This window comes from Cohaesibacter intestini (genome assembly GCF_003324485.1).
Lineage (GTDB): Bacteria > Pseudomonadota > Alphaproteobacteria > Rhizobiales > Cohaesibacteraceae > Cohaesibacter > Cohaesibacter intestini.
Window position 1 is genome coordinate 190,061 of the sequence record NZ_QODK01000002.1, and the last position, 16,185, is coordinate 206,245.

The 16,185-nt window shown below is 55.8% G+C and carries 15 protein-coding genes; 5 read left to right on the forward strand and 10 right to left on the reverse strand.

Going from position 1 to position 16,185, the window contains the following annotated elements:
- Window positions 1-143: 143 nt before the first annotated feature.
- The 5 genes from kdsA to tpiA all read right to left on the reverse strand — a co-directional run bounded on the left by kdsA (window position 144) and on the right by tpiA (window position 5,472).
- On the reverse strand, window positions 144-974 hold the full coding sequence (gene kdsA / locus DSD30_RS06400; RefSeq protein ID WP_114008805.1) for a 3-deoxy-8-phosphooctulonate synthase: 831 nt from the start codon (window positions 972-974) through the stop codon (window positions 144-146).
- A gap of 99 nt (window positions 975-1,073) precedes the next feature.
- A complete protein-coding gene (locus DSD30_RS06405) occupies window positions 1,074-1,943 on the reverse strand; it encodes a VOC family protein (RefSeq protein ID WP_114008806.1) in 870 nt (289 codons plus the stop codon).
- Between the two features lie 123 nt (window positions 1,944-2,066).
- The gene (locus DSD30_RS06410; protein WP_114008808.1) at window positions 2,067-3,698 is read right to left on the reverse strand and encodes a CTP synthase; all 1,632 of its coding nucleotides are present in this window, start codon (window positions 3,696-3,698) and stop codon (window positions 2,067-2,069) included.
- A gap of 357 nt (window positions 3,699-4,055) precedes the next feature.
- Complete coding sequence (gene secG, locus DSD30_RS06415; RefSeq protein WP_114008809.1) at window positions 4,056-4,457, reverse strand: preprotein translocase subunit SecG; 402 nt, start codon at window positions 4,455-4,457, stop codon at window positions 4,056-4,058.
- Window positions 4,458-4,719: 262 nt separating this feature from the next.
- A complete protein-coding gene (gene tpiA / locus DSD30_RS06420) occupies window positions 4,720-5,472 on the reverse strand; it encodes a triose-phosphate isomerase (protein WP_114008811.1) in 753 nt (250 codons plus the stop codon).
- Window positions 5,473-5,898: 426 nt separating this feature from the next.
- On the opposite strand from tpiA, the gene DSD30_RS06425 reads away from it, so the two are divergent.
- The 5 genes from DSD30_RS06425 (at window position 5,899) to DSD30_RS06445 (ending at window position 11,583) form a co-directional block, all read left to right on the forward strand.
- On the forward strand, window positions 5,899-7,779 hold the full coding sequence (locus DSD30_RS06425; protein WP_114008812.1) for a SurA N-terminal domain-containing protein: 1,881 nt from the start codon (window positions 5,899-5,901) through the stop codon (window positions 7,777-7,779).
- 155 nt (window positions 7,780-7,934) lie between these two features.
- Entirely contained in the window at window positions 7,935-8,951 is a 1,017-nt protein-coding gene (gene trpD / locus DSD30_RS06430) for an anthranilate phosphoribosyltransferase (protein ID WP_114008814.1), read from the forward strand.
- 66 nt (window positions 8,952-9,017) lie between these two features.
- Window positions 9,018-9,815 (forward strand): indole-3-glycerol phosphate synthase TrpC, encoded by a 798-nt coding sequence (trpC, locus tag DSD30_RS06435; RefSeq protein WP_114008815.1) that lies wholly within the window; start codon window positions 9,018-9,020, stop codon window positions 9,813-9,815.
- A 36-nt stretch (window positions 9,816-9,851) separates the two neighbouring features.
- Window positions 9,852-10,337, forward strand: coding sequence for a cyclic pyranopterin monophosphate synthase MoaC (moaC, locus tag DSD30_RS06440; protein ID WP_114008816.1), 486 nt, complete (start codon window positions 9,852-9,854; stop codon window positions 10,335-10,337).
- 43 nt (window positions 10,338-10,380) lie between these two features.
- Window positions 10,381-11,583, forward strand: coding sequence for a molybdopterin molybdotransferase MoeA (locus DSD30_RS06445; RefSeq protein ID WP_114008818.1), 1,203 nt, complete (start codon window positions 10,381-10,383; stop codon window positions 11,581-11,583).
- 77 nt (window positions 11,584-11,660) lie between these two features.
- On the opposite strand, the gene DSD30_RS06450 is transcribed toward DSD30_RS06445, so the two are convergent.
- The 5 genes from DSD30_RS06450 to DSD30_RS06475 form a co-directional block, all read right to left on the reverse strand.
- Window positions 11,661-12,491 carry a ferredoxin--NADP reductase gene (locus DSD30_RS06450; protein ID WP_114008819.1) on the reverse strand — a complete coding sequence of 277 codons (831 nt, stop codon included), beginning with the start codon at window positions 12,489-12,491 and terminating at the stop codon, window positions 11,661-11,663.
- 384 nt (window positions 12,492-12,875) lie between these two features.
- Complete coding sequence (locus tag DSD30_RS06460) at window positions 12,876-13,412, reverse strand: DUF934 domain-containing protein (RefSeq protein ID WP_245418390.1); 537 nt, start codon at window positions 13,410-13,412, stop codon at window positions 12,876-12,878.
- Between the two features lie 17 nt (window positions 13,413-13,429).
- Entirely contained in the window at window positions 13,430-14,137 is a 708-nt protein-coding gene (locus DSD30_RS06465) for a phosphoadenylyl-sulfate reductase (RefSeq protein ID WP_157967588.1), read from the reverse strand.
- Window positions 14,138-14,144: 7 nt separating this feature from the next.
- Entirely contained in the window at window positions 14,145-15,815 is a 1,671-nt protein-coding gene (locus tag DSD30_RS06470; RefSeq protein WP_114008824.1) for a nitrite/sulfite reductase, read from the reverse strand.
- A 63-nt stretch (window positions 15,816-15,878) separates the two neighbouring features.
- Window positions 15,879-16,178: a DUF2849 domain-containing protein gene (locus DSD30_RS06475; protein WP_157967589.1), complete on the reverse strand. Its 300-nt coding sequence runs from the start codon at window positions 16,176-16,178 to the stop codon at window positions 15,879-15,881.
- Window positions 16,179-16,185: the final 7 nt, after the last annotated feature.

Sequence of the window (16,185 nt, forward strand, 5' to 3'; positions counted from 1 at the left end):
CAACCGAATTGGTAATTACAAATACGTAACTGCGCTCTTCTGCCGCACCTTTTACCCATGCCGGAATGCAGCAGAAAAAGACAAAGAAAAACCCTCACCGCAAAGCAATGAGGGTTTTTCGGACTTTCGCGATTTCAATAGCCTTAGGCTTTGGCCAAGGCATCAAATTGCTGCAACTGGCGCAACAAACCTTCAAGTTCCTTGATCGGAACCATGTTCGGACCATCACTTGGCGCCCTGTCCGGATCTTCATGGGTTTCAATAAACAGCCCAGCCACACCAACAGCAACCGCTGCTCTGGCCAGCACAGGGACAAACTCCCGCTGACCGCCGGAGGTGCTGCCCTGTCCGCCCGGCTGCTGCACCGAATGGGTTGCATCAAAAATGACCGGAGCACCCGTCTCAGCCATAATCGGCAGGCCGCGCATATCAGTCACCAGCGTATTGTAGCCAAAGGAGGTGCCGCGATCTGTCAGCATCACGTTGGCATTGCCACTATCAACTATTTTGGCAGTCACATTGCGCATATCCCATGGTGCAAGAAACTGACCTTTCTTAACATTGATGACAGCCCCCGTTTTGGCCGCAGAAACCAGTAGATCGGTCTGACGGCACAAAAAGGCCGGGATCTGCAAGATGTCAACGACTTCGGCAACCGACTGGCACTGATCGGCCTCATGAATGTCGGTCACCACCGGCAGGCCATATTTTTCCTTGATCTCGGCGAAGATCGGCAAAGCCTTTTCAAGGCCGATGCCTCTTTGAGAATTCAGGCTCGTCCGGTTTGCCTTGTCAAAGGAGGATTTGTAGACAATGCCAATATTCAGATTGTCGGAAATCTCTTTCAGGGCTGCAGCCATTTCGAGCGCGTGCTCGCGACTTTCCATCTGGCAAGGGCCAGCCAATACGGACAAAGGCAGATGATTGCCAAACTGGACCGAGCCAGCTGAAACAACTTTGTTGGGTGCAGTCATGATCTCATCTCGTTGAAGGTTTTTGGGGTGCTCTGGGCGCCGGCCCGAAGCCGCAACATCTGTGTCTGTCCAATAGGGCTATTGTATGTTTCTGCATCGTCAAGCCTGCCGCAGCAGCAGGCCACAGCCACACAGGGCATCAGGCTGGACGACCAGATGTCCGGCATAATCAAAGTAGGGTATCTTTGCAGCATCGAGCGCCGCTTTGGCGCGCGCCAGATCAAGACAGATAATCAGTGCAGCGATCCCGCCATCCTGAGCCAGTGAAAGTGGCAAATCGAGCCCATAGAAGGTCTTGGCAGCCAGCGGCGTCAAAACTTCCAGCACGCCATGGCCGGTATCCACCACCACACCGGCACTGGTGGAACGCATTTCCCTCTGACCGGAAAAACCACCCAGAAACTCATGATGATCGGATGGATTGTCTGCGCTGAAAACAACGGAGCAAAGACGCTGTGCGCCATTGGCATGCTGCTGATAGTCCGGTTTCCAGAAATGCTCGGGCTCATGCTTGTGATGGCAGATGAAGAAACCCGTATTGTCCATCAAGGCATTATGCAAAAAGCCATTGGAGAAGCTGACCGTTTTTGTCGATCCATCTGGTTGGACCGCTTCGCGCTCGAAATCAAACTGCGGATAGGTTTCCAGATTGAGCGCCTGAAAGATTGCCAGATCCCGATCCACATTGTCAGATCGCAGGACCAGCATCGAGGCCCCTTCCCGGTCTTCAAGAAAGGTCTGGTTGAAACGGGCAAAGGAGAAATCCCCTTCCGTCGCTTCAGGCATCAGGCTTTCGTCATGCACAGACAGAAGCTCAATGAAGGCCCCATCCAGCTGGACAAGGGCATTTTTGGTCCCGAACGGATGATAGGCCGTAGGCGTAATGGTAAAACCGAGGGAGCGATACAGCGCGCAAGCGGCCTCCAGATCCCGAACCGCCACGACAACATGATCAACACCACGCAACATAACCTATACTCCCCCAGCTAACCGACAGGACAGTTTCACTATGACCCAGTCCAAATCGGCATGGTTGACGGCTGGCCCATTTTGCTCAGCGGGTCAGCCATCCAATTCCAAGTCCTCGACCGATCAGACCAGTCGGCTTTGCTCCACCGCAGCTCCGATGAAGGAAGCAAACAATGGATGCGGAGCAAAGGGGCGGGATTTCAGCTCTGGATGATACTGAACCGCCACGAACCATGGATGATCAAGAATCTCGACCGTCTCCGGCAGAACCCCGTCAGGTGACAGACCGGCAAATTTCAAACCGCACGCTTCGAGCTTCTCTTTGTAGTCGATATTGACTTCATAGCGATGCCGATGGCGCTCATGAATGACGGTCTCACCATAGATATTGGCGATTTTCGACCCTTCGATCAAATGGGCTTCATAGGCCCCCAAACGCATGGTGCCGCCCAGATCACCATCCTGTCGACGGGTTTCCAGCGCATTGCCTTTGGTCCACTCAGTCATCAGACCGACAACGTGGCTACCAGCCTCACCAAATTCGGACGAAGAGGCATCCTTGATCCCAGCCAGATTGCGCGCCGCTTCAATCACTGCCATTTGCATGCCAAAGCAGATGCCGAAATACGGAATCTTGTTCTCACGGGCATATTTGACCGCAGCAATCTTGCCTTCGGCCCCACGCTCCCCAAAGCCGCCCGGCACCAGAATGCCATGGACACCTTCCAGACGAACCGTCGGATCGCTGTCGCCTTCAAAAATATCGGATTCGATCCAGTCGAGTTTGACTTTGACCTTGTTGGCAATGCCGCCATGGGTCAGGGCTTCGATCAGCGACTTGTAGGCATCGAGCAGCGAGGTATATTTGCCCACCACCGCAATGGTGACCTCCCCTTCCGGGTTGCTCAACCGATCGACAATCTCGTGCCAGCGATCAAAATTCGGCTTCGGTGCGCCGTCAATGCCAAAAGCTGCCAACACTTCCTTGTCCAGCCCTTCAGCATGATAGGAAAGCGGCACTTCATAGATATTGTTGACATCCAGCGCCTGAATGACCGCCTCGGGGCGAACATTGCAGAAGAGTGACAGCTTGCGTCGTTCCGCTTCCGGGATCTGACGATCACAACGCACCATCAGGATGTTTGGCTGAATGCCGATCGACCGCAATTCTTTCACCGAATGCTGCGTCGGTTTGGTCTTCAACTCACCTGCACTCGGGATATAAGGCACAAGGGTCAGATGAATATAGATGGCCTGACCGCGCGGCAACTCGTTGCCCAGCTGACGGATCGCTTCGAAAAATGGCGTCGCTTCGATGTCGCCCACCGTGCCGCCAATTTCGCAGAGCACGAAGTCATAATCATCGTTGCCGTCAAGAATGAAACTTTTGATCTCGTCCGTCACATGCGGAATCACCTGAACTGTACCGCCCAGATAATCGCCCCGCCGTTCCTTGGTCAGGATGTTCTGATAGATCCGCCCGGTCGTGATATTGTCCTTCTTGTTCGAAGGACGACCGGTAAACCGCTCATAATGCCCCAGATCAAGGTCTGTCTCGGCACCATCATCGGTGACGAAGCATTCCCCATGCTGGTAGGGGGACATCGTCCCGGGGTCGACATTGAGATAGGGATCAAGTTTGCGCAGCCGACAAGAATAGCCACGCGCCTGTAGAGCCGCTGCAAGGGCCGCAGACGCAAGCCCTTTGCCAAGCGAAGACACCACACCGCCAGTAATGAAAATATATCGCGCCATGGACCTGTAGAGTACTTATCTTTGAGTCGATTCGCCAAACAAATCGGCCTCGTTCCACCATTTAAGTGACCCACGCCGCCCGCTCCGGCACCCCTGTGCCCGAACCACCACCCTTGATGGCAACAGACCCACAAGAAACGAAACAGACAGGCGATCAGCCACCCAGCGAGCGCGCGCGCCTCACCCCGACAGGGGTGTCAGGAATAGATATGACGAACGCATGACTTCAAAACCACCTATCTCAGATCGGGATAACCGCACATTTCGACAGGCAGTCAACAGAAACCGGCCCATGCAGCGAGGCAAAGGCCGGTTGAAAAAGTGTCAGAATCTGGTCTCGCACGAGACAATTCCGCCTTACTCCGAGGTCGGAACCTGTGGACCGCTCGGGGTCGCAGGTGCCACCGGAGCCGCAGGTGCGGTTGGCGTCAACTGTTGCAGCTCGTCCAGAATACCGCCCTGACCCGGGGTCGCAGGCGTCTCGGTGCCGGTCTGGGCTGGTACATTATCCAGCACGTCAGCCGGGCTGCTTTTCTGCGACGCCAGAATACCAAGACCCAAGGACGTAATGAAGAAGCCAGCCGCCAAAATCGCGGTGGTCCGGGTCAGCAGGTTTGCTGCGCCACGTCCGGTCATAAAACCGCCGCCGCCACCGCCGCCGCCGATGCCAAGCGCGCCGCCTTCGGAGCGCTGCAGAAGCACCACAACCACAAGGGCAGCAACAATCAGCAAGTGAATGACAATAACAACTGATTCCATCGTCCAACCGTCTCTTAAAACAGTCAATCGGGCCAACAAAGAACTGCGGCCCGACGCAAAAGGTTCATATTTCTTGGGCGTCTTCTACAACAAGACTCCCGGCAATACCAGTGCCAAGCTGAGTTTTTTCCGTGCGCCCTTGCCTATTTGGGAACAAAGCCACCAACAAACAAGACCAAAGGGTGCCATTGAGACACCCTTTTCCCTTTTCTCAAAGGTACAACGGCAAATAACCTCATCAGGGCCTAGCCGCTTTCAAGGCCTATTTGTAAGCGGCCAAAATGCCAAGGAAGTCTGCCGCCTTCAGGCTGGCACCGCCCACCAGAGCCCCATTCACATTGTCAACGCCCATCAGCTCAACAGCATTTGAAGCCTTGACCGAACCACCATAAAGCAAACGCATGGATGCCCCGTCTTCACCAAAGGCTTCGACCAACTGCTTGCGCATGAAGGCGTGCACTTCAGCCACATCTTCAGCAGTTGGCGTCAAACCGGTGCCGATTGCCCACACAGGCTCATAAGCAATAACGGTGTTGGCTGCGGTCGCACCCGCCGGAATGGAACCAGCCAGCTGGGACCCGACGACTTCGAGGGTTTCTCCACCCTTGCGCTCAGCTTCGGTTTCACCGACACAGATGATGGCAACCAGATCCTGCGCCCAGACGGCTTCCGCCTTGGATTTGACGACGTCATTGGTCTCGCCATGATCAGCACGGCGCTCGGAGTGACCAACGATCACGGCATCAGCACCAGCATCGGCCAGCATTTGGGCAGAAATGTCGCCGGTATGGGCACCGGATACATTGAAGTGACAATCCTGCGCACCAATGGCAACCGCGCTGTCAGCCGCTTTTTCTGCAAAAGCAGCAACCAAAGTGAAGGGAGGGCAGATCATGGTATCAGCTTTGGCAGCAAGCTCAGCGTCGAATCCGGCGATCAACGCCTCGAGTTCTGGGGCGGATGCCTTAAGGCCGTTCATTTTCCAGTTACCGGCGACGAGAGGTTTGATGCTCATATGTCTGATCCTTCAATCTGATGATGGGTCCAAAAATTGGGTCTGAGAGAAGAAGTCAAAACCGAACTGTGCCGCACCAACGCGCCACAAGAAAATGCCTCCGCCTCCCGGATTGCCCTTCTCATACTCCAACTTTAGGTGCATTTGCACGGCAAGGCTGCCATGCAGAGCTGTTTTCCCCCTACTTTTCTCGTGATTGGGTCACAAAATCCCCTTGATCGGATCAGATCACCAATCTTTCTGCGAACAAAATCCGCACCGTCCCCATTTGTGCCACCTTTTCAGCACGGATTGGGTTGCAGCTTGGACATGAGCTTTCTATGATCCGGCGAACATTTAAGAAAGGCAGACGGGCCGCCAAAAAATGTATGAAACCATGACGGTTTGGTCTTTACCCGCCTGCACGATAGAAGGACACACCATCCCATGATGGACACTATGCGTTCGATGGCCTCGGGTTTTGTTGCCAAAATCCTGATGGGCCTTCTGGTTCTGAGTTTTGCGGTCTGGGGCATCGCAGACATTTTCTCCAATTTTGGTCGCGGTGCCGTTGCGACGGTTGGGGAAACCGAAATTGATGGCCGCGATTACCAAAGCGAACTGATTCTGGAAGTCAACGCGCTGTCAAACCGGTTGGGACGCCGTCTGACCAGCGCCGAGACAGCGGCCTTTGGTCTCCCAAATCAGGTGCTTGGACGCCTGATTGGCGAAGGCTCTCTCAATGATCTGGCCCGTCGTTTCAATATGGGCCTCTCGCCGACCGAACTGGCCAAGAGCATCGCTCAGGAGCCAGCATTTCAGGCGCTTGGCAAATTTGACCGCAACCAGATGAACCTCGTTTTGCGCAATGCAGGCACCACTGAGGATCGCTATGTGGTCAATCGTCAGAATCTCGAAGTCCGCCGCCAACTGGCCGCCGGACTGACAGGGAAAGCCACCCTGCCCGTTGCAGCATTGAAGGTTTTCAACACCTTCAGCTTTGAGACCCGCGACATTTCCTATGTGACCTTGAGCGAAGACACTGTCAGCGAGATTGAAGATCCATCTGATGCTGAACTGACAAGCTATTTCGAGCAAAAGAAGATGGCTTTCCGGGCACCGGAATATCGCACCTTCGAAATGCTCAAGCTCGAGCCGGGCGACATCATGGACGCTTCCAAGGTCACCGACGAAGACGCCAAGCATTATTATGAAACGGTCCAGAACCGTTTTGTCCAGCCAGAACGCCGCCAGATGCAGCAGATCCTCTTCAGCACGGAAGAAGATGCCAAAGCCGCTTCTGACAAGATTGCCAATGGCGCCACCTATGAAGACATCATGACCGAGCGCAATCTGACCGAGGCCGACATCGACTTCGGGCTGCTGACGAAGGCTGAAATCCCCGAAAAAGTGGCCGCAGATGCTCTTTACGCATTGGAAGAAGGTCAGGTTTCCGACGTCATTAAAGGGCGTTTTGGTTATCTGCTGCTGCGCAACGCCAAGACCGAGGCCTCTCAGGCGTCCCCATTTGATGAAATCAAGGATCAGTTGAAAGCCGAAATCGCCGCAAACCGAGCCAAGGACGATGTTCTGAGCGTCTTCGACCAGGTTGAAGATGAACGCGCTGGCGGAGCAACCCTGAAGGAAGTCGCAGACAAGATGCAGCTGCCGTTGCGGATGGTTACCGCCATTTCAGTTGCAGGCGATCTGCAGTCCGGCGACAAAGTGACAGACCTTCCGGCGCAGGCAGATCTGTTGAAAGCGGTGTTTGACAATGATGTCGATTTCGAAGCCGACCCGGTGGAAATCGAGGATTCCGGCTACGCCTGGTTCATGGTCAAGGATGTGATCGAAAGCCGCGACCGCACTCTGGATGAGGTCCGCGACGATGCCATTGCCGCATGGAAGAAGGACCAACGTGCGGAGCGCAACGCAGCCCGCGCTGCGGATCTTCTCAAAGAGGTCAATGCAGGCAAGAGCCTTGAAGATGTTGCGAGCGAACAAGGGCTAACCCTTGAGAAAGCCGCCAATGTCTCTCGTCAAGGCAGTGCGGCGCTTCCAACACCAGCCGTACAGCAGGCTTTCAATGGTCCCGAAGGTCACAAAACCAGCGCCGTTGAAGGCACGACCCAATATGTGCTCGTGGTCGACAAGGTCACAGAGCCGGACTTCGATACCGATGCCCTGCAGATTGCTGGCCTCAAACAGCGCCTCAACGAAAATGCAGGCAACGATATGCTTGGTCAGTTAAGCGAAACCATCCTGCGCGACATTGGTTACACCATCAACGAAGCCATGATGCAGCAGATCGTCAATGGCGCCCGCTAAGAAGCGCCTTTCATCGACCAATTGACAGGCTATCTGTTCGGGACATCATACATGGTGCCCCGAACAGCCCTTCCAACAAAAAGGCCACTCTTATAAAAAGGCCGACCAAAGCAATCATATTGACGGCATCAGACCGGACGTTTCTGGAGAGCATTATGGATGAATTGAAGCCTTTTCTGGCGCACGTTGCCGACGGCAAGAGCCTCAGCCGTGAACAGGCCGTAGAGGCCTTTGACATCTTGATGAGTGGCAAGGCCACCCCGTCCCAGATCGGCGCCTTCTTGATGGCTCTGCGCGTCCGTGGAGAAACCGTCGATGAAATCACCGGCGCAGTCTTCGAGATGCGCAACAAGATGACACGTGTCACGGCTCCCGCTGATGCGGTGGACATTGTCGGCACCGGCGGCACCGGCACCAAGACCTACAACATCTCGACCTGCGCCGCGATGATCATGGCCGGTGGTGGCGTCTCTGTTGCCAAGCATGGCAACAAGGCCCTGTCCTCTCTGTCCGGCTCAGGCGATGTTCTGACCAGTCTTGGCGTCAATCTCGCTCAGGATCCGGACGGCGTTGCCCGCTGCATTGAGGAAGCAGGCATCGGTTTCATGTTTGCCCCGAACCACCATTCCGCCATGCGGTTTGTCGGCCCGACCCGCGTTGAAATGGGCGTCCGCACCATTTTCAATCTGCTCGGCCCTCTCTCCAACCCGGCAGGCGTCAAGCGTCAGCTGATCGGTGTCTTTGATCCCCATTGGCAGATCCACTTTGCCGAAACCCTGAAGGCTCTCGGCTCGGACTTCATCTGGGTGGTTTATGGTGCGGGTGGTTTGGATGAAATCTCGACCCTTGGCGAAACCAAGATCACGCAGTTGAAAGACGGCACCATATCTGAATTCATCATCGCACCGGAGGATGTCGGCATCAAACGGGCTACGATCGAGGATATTCGCGGTGGCACCGGCGATGACAATGCCAAGGCTCTGATGGCCTTGCTCGAAGGCGAAAAGGGCCCTTATCGCGACATCGTCCAGATGAATGCCGCCGCAGGTCTCTTGATCGCTGGCAAAACGGATAGCTATGCCGATGGTATTGAGCTGGCCGCAGAAATCATCGACAGCGGCAAGGCTCTGGCTGCGCTCAACAAGCTGGTGGACGTCTCCAATCGCGACTGATTGCGATGATCCAATCGCAACCGACCAGACCCCAAAGTCATACAGATACAGGCTGAGACACGCTCCATGGCTGACATTCTCAAGAAGATCGAACTTTACAAGCGCGAGGAAATTGCCGCTGCCAAGGCTGTGGCAACGCTTGATGACCTCAAGGCACAGATTGCCGGTCAGGCCCCGGTGCGCGGTTTTTACAACGCGCTGAAAGCCAAAGTTGATGCGGGCCTCTATGCACTGATTGCTGAAGTGAAGAAAGCAAGCCCGTCCAAAGGCCTGATCCGGGCCGATTTTGACCCGCCAAAGCTCGCCAAAGCCTATGAAGATGGCGGTGCGGCCTGTCTGTCCGTGCTCACAGATACGCCCAGCTTTCAGGGGCATCCCGACTTTCTGGTGGCGGCTCGCAATGCGGTTTCCTTGCCTGCTCTGCGCAAGGATTTCCTCTATGAACCCTATCAGGTCTATGAGGCCCGCGCATGGGGCGCAGACTGCATTCTGATCATCATGGCATCTGTCACCAATGAGGAAGCCAAGGCATTGGAAGAAACCGCCTTTGCACTGGGCATGGATGTGTTGATCGAAGTCCACAACGCCGAAGAGCTGGACCGCGCTTTAGAGCATCTGACCTCACCGCTGCTTGGCATCAACAACCGCAATCTCAAGACCTTTGAGACCAGCCTGCAAACCTCAATCGACCTTGCGCCACGGGTGCCGGACGACAAATTGCTGGTTGGTGAAAGCGGCCTCTTCACGCCAGACGATCTCGCCATGCTGGCCAGCAAGGCCCGGATCGAGACATTCCTGATCGGCGAAAGTCTGATGCGTCAGGACGATGTGACCAAAGCGACCCGCGATTTGCTGGCCCGCTAGGGTTTGCGGCAGCTTGACTGACGGGAGGATCACCATATGAGCGAAGCCAAACTGACCCATATCGACGAAAGCGGTGCGGCCCATATGGTCGATGTCTCGGACAAGGTGCCGACAAGCCGGATTGCCATTGCCTCGGGCCAGATCCGCATGAAGCGCGAGACCCTTGACCTGATCACCTCGGGCCAAGCCAAGAAAGGCGACGTGCTGGCCACCGCCCGCATCGCCGGCATCATGGCCGCCAAACGAACCCATGAGTTGATCCCGCTCTGTCACCCTTTGGCCCTGTCCAAGGTGTCTGTGGAGTTTGAAACCATTGAAGACCTGCCGGGCATCCGCGTCACCGCGATGGCCAAGCTGACCGGACAAACCGGCGTCGAAATGGAAGCCCTCACGGCGGCCTCCATCGCCTGCCTGACCATTTATGACATGGCCAAGGCTGCAGACAAGGGCATGGTGATCGACGCGGTGCGTTTGCTTGAAAAAACTGGCGGCAAATCCGGTCCATGGCAGGCTGCATCCTAAGCCAGATACGCGATAAGAAAGAATCATCATTGGGAGGCTCATCATGTCCTTGATGCCGGTTGAAGAAGCCCAGAAGCGCCTGCTTGCATCCATTCCCACGCCCGGCACGCAAGACGTGGTCTTGGCGGAAGCCCATGGGCGCATTTTGGCCGAAGATCTCGCAGCCCATCGCGACCAGCCGCCTTTTGCAGCCTCCGCGATGGATGGCTATGCGGTCCGCTCCGCCAACATCAAGGATCTGCCAACCAAGCTGCAAGTGGTCGGCGAAGTACCGGCAGGCACCCTCTTCCCCGACAGTCTACACAATTGGGAAGCGGTGCGCATATTCACCGGTGCCCCGGTGCCTGAAGGCGCGAATGCCATCCTTATTCAGGAAAATGCCGAGCGCGATGGTGCCTTTGTCATGGCTTTGGAAGCGGTCACTGAAGGGCAATATATTCGCCCCGCTGGCATGGACTTCAAACGCGGCGACGTGTTGATCAGGGCTGGCACCAGACTGACCGCGGGCAATCTGGCACTTGCTGCAGCCATGAACCGCCCCAGTGTCAAAGTCCGCATGCGTCCAAAGGTGGCAATCCTCGCCACAGGTGATGAACTGATATTGCCGGGGGAAAATCCGCGCCCGGAACAGATCGTCGCCTCCAATACATTTGGCGTCGCAGCTTTGGCCAGCGAGGCTGGAGCCGACATTCTTGATCTGGGACTGGTCGGTGATGACAAGACAGCGATCGCAGCCAAGGTAGAACAAGCCCGCGCTGCCGGGGCCGATATTCTGGTGACCAGTGGTGGCGCGTCCGTCGGGGACCATGATCTGGTGCAAGATGCGCTGACAGAGGCAGGCATGACGCTTGATTTCTGGCGCATTGCCATGCGACCGGGCAAACCCTTGATGGCAGGCAAACTGGACGCCATGCAGGTGATCGGACTTCCCGGCAATCCGGTCTCAGCTATGGTCTGCGCTCTGCTCTTCCTGTGTCCGCTTATCCGCGCCATACAGGGCGATACTGATCCGCTGCTGGTCGAGACAGCCGCTTTGGGCGGCCCGGTTGCCGCCAACGACAAACGCCAGAGTTATCTGCGCGCCAGCCTCAGCCGCAATGCTCAAGGTGGCCTGATTGCCACGCAGTTCACCGGTCAGGATAGCGCCATGCTGGCAGGCTTTGCCCGCGCCGATTGCCTGCTGATCCGCCCGCCCCATGCGGCAGCCGTGGACGCAGGCATGCCCTGCCAGATCATCCGGCTTTAAAAGAAACATCATGTGAAACGAAAAAAGGCTGCCCCATTGATGAGACAGCCTTTTCTCAATCATGATCGGGTCAAGACCTAGTCGACAAAAGCGCGTTCAACCACAAAGGTTGCCGGACGCGCATTGGAGCCTTCCTCAAGACCAAAATCTTCAAGCACTTTCTTGGTGTCATTGAGCATCGCCATCGAGCCGCAAATCATGCCACGGTCGGTTTCCGGATTGATCGGCGGTACACCGAGATCCTCAAACAGCTTGCCCGATGTCATCAGGTCGGTGATGCGACCCATACGGGGGAACTCCTCGCGGGTGACCGAGTTGTAGAGAACCAGCTTCTCAGCCGCAAACTCACCGATCAGCGGATCGCTCTTGCACAACTCAAACAGCTCTTCGCCATATTTCAGCTCGTCAATCTCGCGGCAGGTATGGGTCAGGATCACCTGATCGAATTTCTCATAGGTTTCCGGATCGCGCATCAGCGACGCGAAAGGTGCAATGCCCGTGCCGGTCGAGAACATGTAAAGACGCTTACCCGGAATCAACGCATCATTGACCAGCGTACCAGTCGGCTTCTTGCGCATCAGGATGGTGTCGCCGGGCTGGATCTTTTGCAGATGCTCGGTCAGCGGGCCATCCGGCACCTTGATCGAATAGAATTCCACTTCCTCATCCCAAGACGGGCTGGCGATGGAATAGGCACGGAAAACGGGACGCTCGGCATTCGGCAGGCCAATCATCACGAACTCGCCGGAGCGGAACCGGAAGGATGCCGGACGGGTAATCCGGAACTTGAACAGACGATCCGTATAATGTTCGACTTCGGTCACCGTTTCGGCAAAGACATTGGCCGGAATCGGAAAGACCGATTTGCTCGCAGCAAGGGCTTCAACGGCCTCGGCTTGTTGCGTCATAACAAACTCCTCTTGTCATTCTCTAACCAGTCCAGCAGCTTTTTCTTCAAGCGCTTCATCTACTGGCCGTGGGTGTTCTAAAAATGCAAGCACTGTCAGCGAGCGCGCGTCCTCTCGAACAAGATGATCCCACCTCATTCCAACACGACGACAACAGCCTTTGCCCTGTCTATGGTCAGGTGACCGCAAAAACCTTGATCTTTATCACCCGACCTCATTGTCTGGTGAAAAAGTTCATGAAAGCTTCATATATTCAAAAGCAATCAAAGGTGGCAAGCGACCATTGGTCACAGGGCCCATCCGCAGAACTGCGATGGAGGTCCGGTGCCCTGATATCGTTTTGGCGGGCAAAGTGCAACTAGCCTTATCGCCGCCGAAGGAAAATCAGCTCCTTCTTTGGCGCAGCCAAGTCCGGCTGGCAATTGGCGCGTCACCCTCATGGGCGGTCGGTTGGTAATAGTTGGTCACTTCGGGCCACTCACCCCGTTCGAGGCCAGCCCGCACCTTGTCACTGGTAATCAGGAAGCTGTCGACACCACAACGCTCAAGAAACGGCATCTGGTCGAGGATAAAATGCCCCACCGCACGGATTTCACCCTTGTAGCCATAGCGCTCCTTGAGCAACCGGGCTGAGGAAAATCCGCGCCCATCGGAAAAGGCCGGAAAGGAGATGGCAATCAGCGCAATGCCATCGAGATAAGGGGCCAGAGCCTCAACATCATCGCCGGGCTCGACACTAACCCCGAAACATTGCGGCAGGTTGGCCCGCAACTCAAGCAACCGAATGGCTTCGGCAAAGGTCAGAATGGGACGATCGACATCTACAGGCGACTGGTCGCCTTCCAACATCTGCCATTTGTTTTCATGAAACGCCCGGTCCTTGTAAAGAGGCGCTCTGTGCTGGTTGTTTTTCGCAGTCATAGTCAGTCCTCTTACCATCAGATATGCAATCCGCACTCGGTCTTGTCGGAACCCTTCCAACGGCCGGCGCGCGCATCTTCGCCGTCTTCTACCGGGCTGGTGCAAGGGGCGCAACCAATCGACAGATAGCCCCGTGGCACAAGTGGATGACCCGGCAGGCTATGCGCCTTGATATAAGCTGCTACATCCTTCGGACCCCAGGAGGCCAGAGGATTGACTTTCATCTTGTCGCCATCAAGCTCGAACACATTCAGATCTGCCCGATCATTGGTCTGGAAGCGTTTCCGTCCGGTGATCCAGCCTGAATAGTTTCTCATCACACGGGCCAATGGCACGGTTTTGCGCAGATCACAGCAGGCATCCTGACTGGTGATCCAAAGCGCCCCTCTTGGGTCTTTTTCCTTCAGATCATCCGGGTCCGGTGTTACCGCCTGCAAGTTGGTCAGTCCGAAATGCTCTTTCAACTGATCGCGATAATGCAGCGTGTCATAGAAATGCTTGCCCGTATCGATGAAAAGAACCGGATAGGACGGATCTATCTCGGCAATCATGTGCAACAGAACAACCGAGTCCGCACCAAAGGAAGAAACCAGAGGCACTTGCGCTCTGCCGCCACGCCCCGCCAGCCAGCGCAACACTGCTTGCGGTGCCTCGGAGCCGAAGGCCTCGTTCAGGCTGTCGACACCCGTCTGATCGGGCACTTGAAACTGTTTGCTCTCACTCATAAGCCCCTCACGCTGCTTTCTGGTCGCTTGGATAAAGCGCTTCCTTGAAAGGCTTTGGTCCGACCCGACGATAGGCATCGATGAAACGCTCGTCGTCCGACAGGCGCAGCCCGATATAGGTATCAATCACGGCCTCGATGGCATCAGTCAGTTCGGCAGCCGGGAAACCACGGCCAAGGATGGCACCAATCGAGGTGTTTTCGTCCGATGATCCGCCAAGGGTGATCTGGTAAAGCTCTTCGCCCTTGCGATCGACACCAAGAATGCCGATATGGCCCACATGGTGGTGACCACAGGCATTGATGCAGCCCGAGATATTCAGTTTCAGATCGCCAATCTGCTTCTGGCGTTCAATGGCACCAAGACGCTCGGAAATATCCTGTGCGACCGGGATTGAGCGCGCATTGGCCAGAGCGCAATAGTCTAGCCCCGGGCAAGCGATGATGTCGGTCACCAGCCCGACATTGGCCTCGGCCAGATCCACCGTCACCAGCGCCTGATAGATGGCATAGAGATCTTCCTTCGCCACATGGGGCAGAACCAGATTCTGCGCGTGACTGACCCGCACTTCGTCATAGCCATATTGGCTGGCGAGATCGGCCACCAAATGCATTTGTTCCGCAGTCGCATCCCCCGGCACGCCACCGACGGGCTTCAAGGAGACCGTGACGCTAACATGGTCGGACACCTTGTGGCCGTGAGTATTCTGACTCACCCACTGGGAAAAGCCGGCATCCCGCGCCCGGGTCTCGGCCAGCTTGGCCACGCCGGCTGACGCATCGCGCAGCTTCGGCATGGCGAAATAGGCATCGATCCGCTCAATCTCTTCCTTGGGGATATCGAGGAAGGTCGACTTCACATGGGCATATTCCGCTTCGATATCGGCTTTCAATTGCTCCAGACCCGTCTCGTGGACGAGGATCTTGATGCGTGCCTTATACTTGTTGTCGCGACGGCCATAGAGGTTATAGACGCGCAGAACGGCTTCGAGATAGCTCAGGATATCCTGCTCGGCGACGCCTTCGGCCACAAGCTTGGCAATCATCGGGGTACGCCCCTGCCCGCCACCGACATAGACATCAAAGCCAACGCCGCCATCGGTCAATTGCACCAGCTGCAAGCCAATGTCATGAACACGGATTGCCGCCCGGTCCTGTTTGGCTCCATTGATGGCGATCTTGAATTTACGCGGCAGAAAGCTGAACTCCGGATGCAGGCTCGACCACTGGCGAATAATCTCCGCATAGACCCGTGGGTCAGCCACTTCATCATGGGCCGCACCGGCAAAGTGATCCGTCGTCACGTTGCGGATACAGTTGCCTGATGTCTGGATCGCATGCATGTCCACTTCAGCCAGATCCTGTAAGATATCCGGCGTATCAGACAGCGACGGCCAGTTATATTGAACATTCTGTCGGGTGGTGAAATGCGCATAGCCACGGTCATATTTGGTTGCGACATCGGCCAGGCGATGCAGCTGACGGCTATCGAGTGAGCCATAGGGAATGGCAACGCGCAGCATATAGGCATGGAGCTGGAGATACAGGCCATTCATCAGGCGCAAGGGCTTGAACTCATCTTCGGTCAGCTCACCGGAAACGCGGCGTTCAACCTGGCTGCGAAACTGCGCCACACGCTGGTTTACAAAGGCGGCATCGAATTCGTCATAACGATACATGGTCTGGTCCTTGACTTGAAAATCCGTTAGGCGGCAATAGTGCGGCTTGCCCTATATGGTCACTCAGTCCGCAGCCGTCGAAAATTGGCGCTCGAGAGGAATGGCATCAAAAGGCTGAATGGTTGGTCCGTCCGACCGGATACGCTCCCGCAGCCGGTCTGCCACAACGTGGCCATTGTCCTGTTTGCTTACCGGGATGACATCAAGACTGACAATCATATCGCTCTGCTCACCAAGCACGGTCTGAGCCTCATCGCTCGTGTCATAAAGCCGCGCGCCCTGAAGATCCTCGACCCAGTGATGCGCTGCCGCCAGATACACGACGATGCCGTCAAGCAATCTATTGCCCGTTACAACAAACATGCTGTTT

Coding starts and splice junctions, on each gene's coding strand:
- kdsA (WP_114008805.1), bottom strand. CDS start 974: ATGACTGCACCCAACAAAGTTGTTTCAGCTGGCTCGGTCCAGTTTGGC.
- DSD30_RS06405 (WP_114008806.1), bottom strand. CDS start 1,943: ATGTTGCGTGGTGTTGATCATGTTGTCGTGGCGGTTCGGGATCTGGAG.
- DSD30_RS06410 (WP_114008808.1), bottom strand. CDS start 3,698: ATGGCGCGATATATTTTCATTACTGGCGGTGTGGTGTCTTCGCTTGGC.
- secG (WP_114008809.1), bottom strand. CDS start 4,457: ATGGAATCAGTTGTTATTGTCATTCACTTGCTGATTGTTGCTGCCCTT.
- tpiA (WP_114008811.1), bottom strand. CDS start 5,472: ATGAGCATCAAACCTCTCGTCGCCGGTAACTGGAAAATGAACGGCCTT.
- DSD30_RS06425 (WP_114008812.1), top strand. CDS start 5,899: ATGATGGACACTATGCGTTCGATGGCCTCGGGTTTTGTTGCCAAAATC.
- trpD (WP_114008814.1), top strand. CDS start 7,935: ATGGATGAATTGAAGCCTTTTCTGGCGCACGTTGCCGACGGCAAGAGC.
- trpC (WP_114008815.1), top strand. CDS start 9,018: ATGGCTGACATTCTCAAGAAGATCGAACTTTACAAGCGCGAGGAAATT.
- moaC (WP_114008816.1), top strand. CDS start 9,852: ATGAGCGAAGCCAAACTGACCCATATCGACGAAAGCGGTGCGGCCCAT.
- DSD30_RS06445 (WP_114008818.1), top strand. CDS start 10,381: ATGTCCTTGATGCCGGTTGAAGAAGCCCAGAAGCGCCTGCTTGCATCC.
- DSD30_RS06450 (WP_114008819.1), bottom strand. CDS start 12,491: ATGACGCAACAAGCCGAGGCCGTTGAAGCCCTTGCTGCGAGCAAATCG.
- DSD30_RS06460 (WP_245418390.1), bottom strand. CDS start 13,412: ATGACTGCGAAAAACAACCAGCACAGAGCGCCTCTTTACAAGGACCGG.
- DSD30_RS06465 (WP_157967588.1), bottom strand. CDS start 14,137: ATGAGTGAGAGCAAACAGTTTCAAGTGCCCGATCAGACGGGTGTCGAC.
- DSD30_RS06470 (WP_114008824.1), bottom strand. CDS start 15,815: ATGTATCGTTATGACGAATTCGATGCCGCCTTTGTAAACCAGCGTGTG.
- DSD30_RS06475 (WP_157967589.1), bottom strand. CDS start 16,178: ATGTTTGTTGTAACGGGCAATAGATTGCTTGACGGCATCGTCGTGTAT.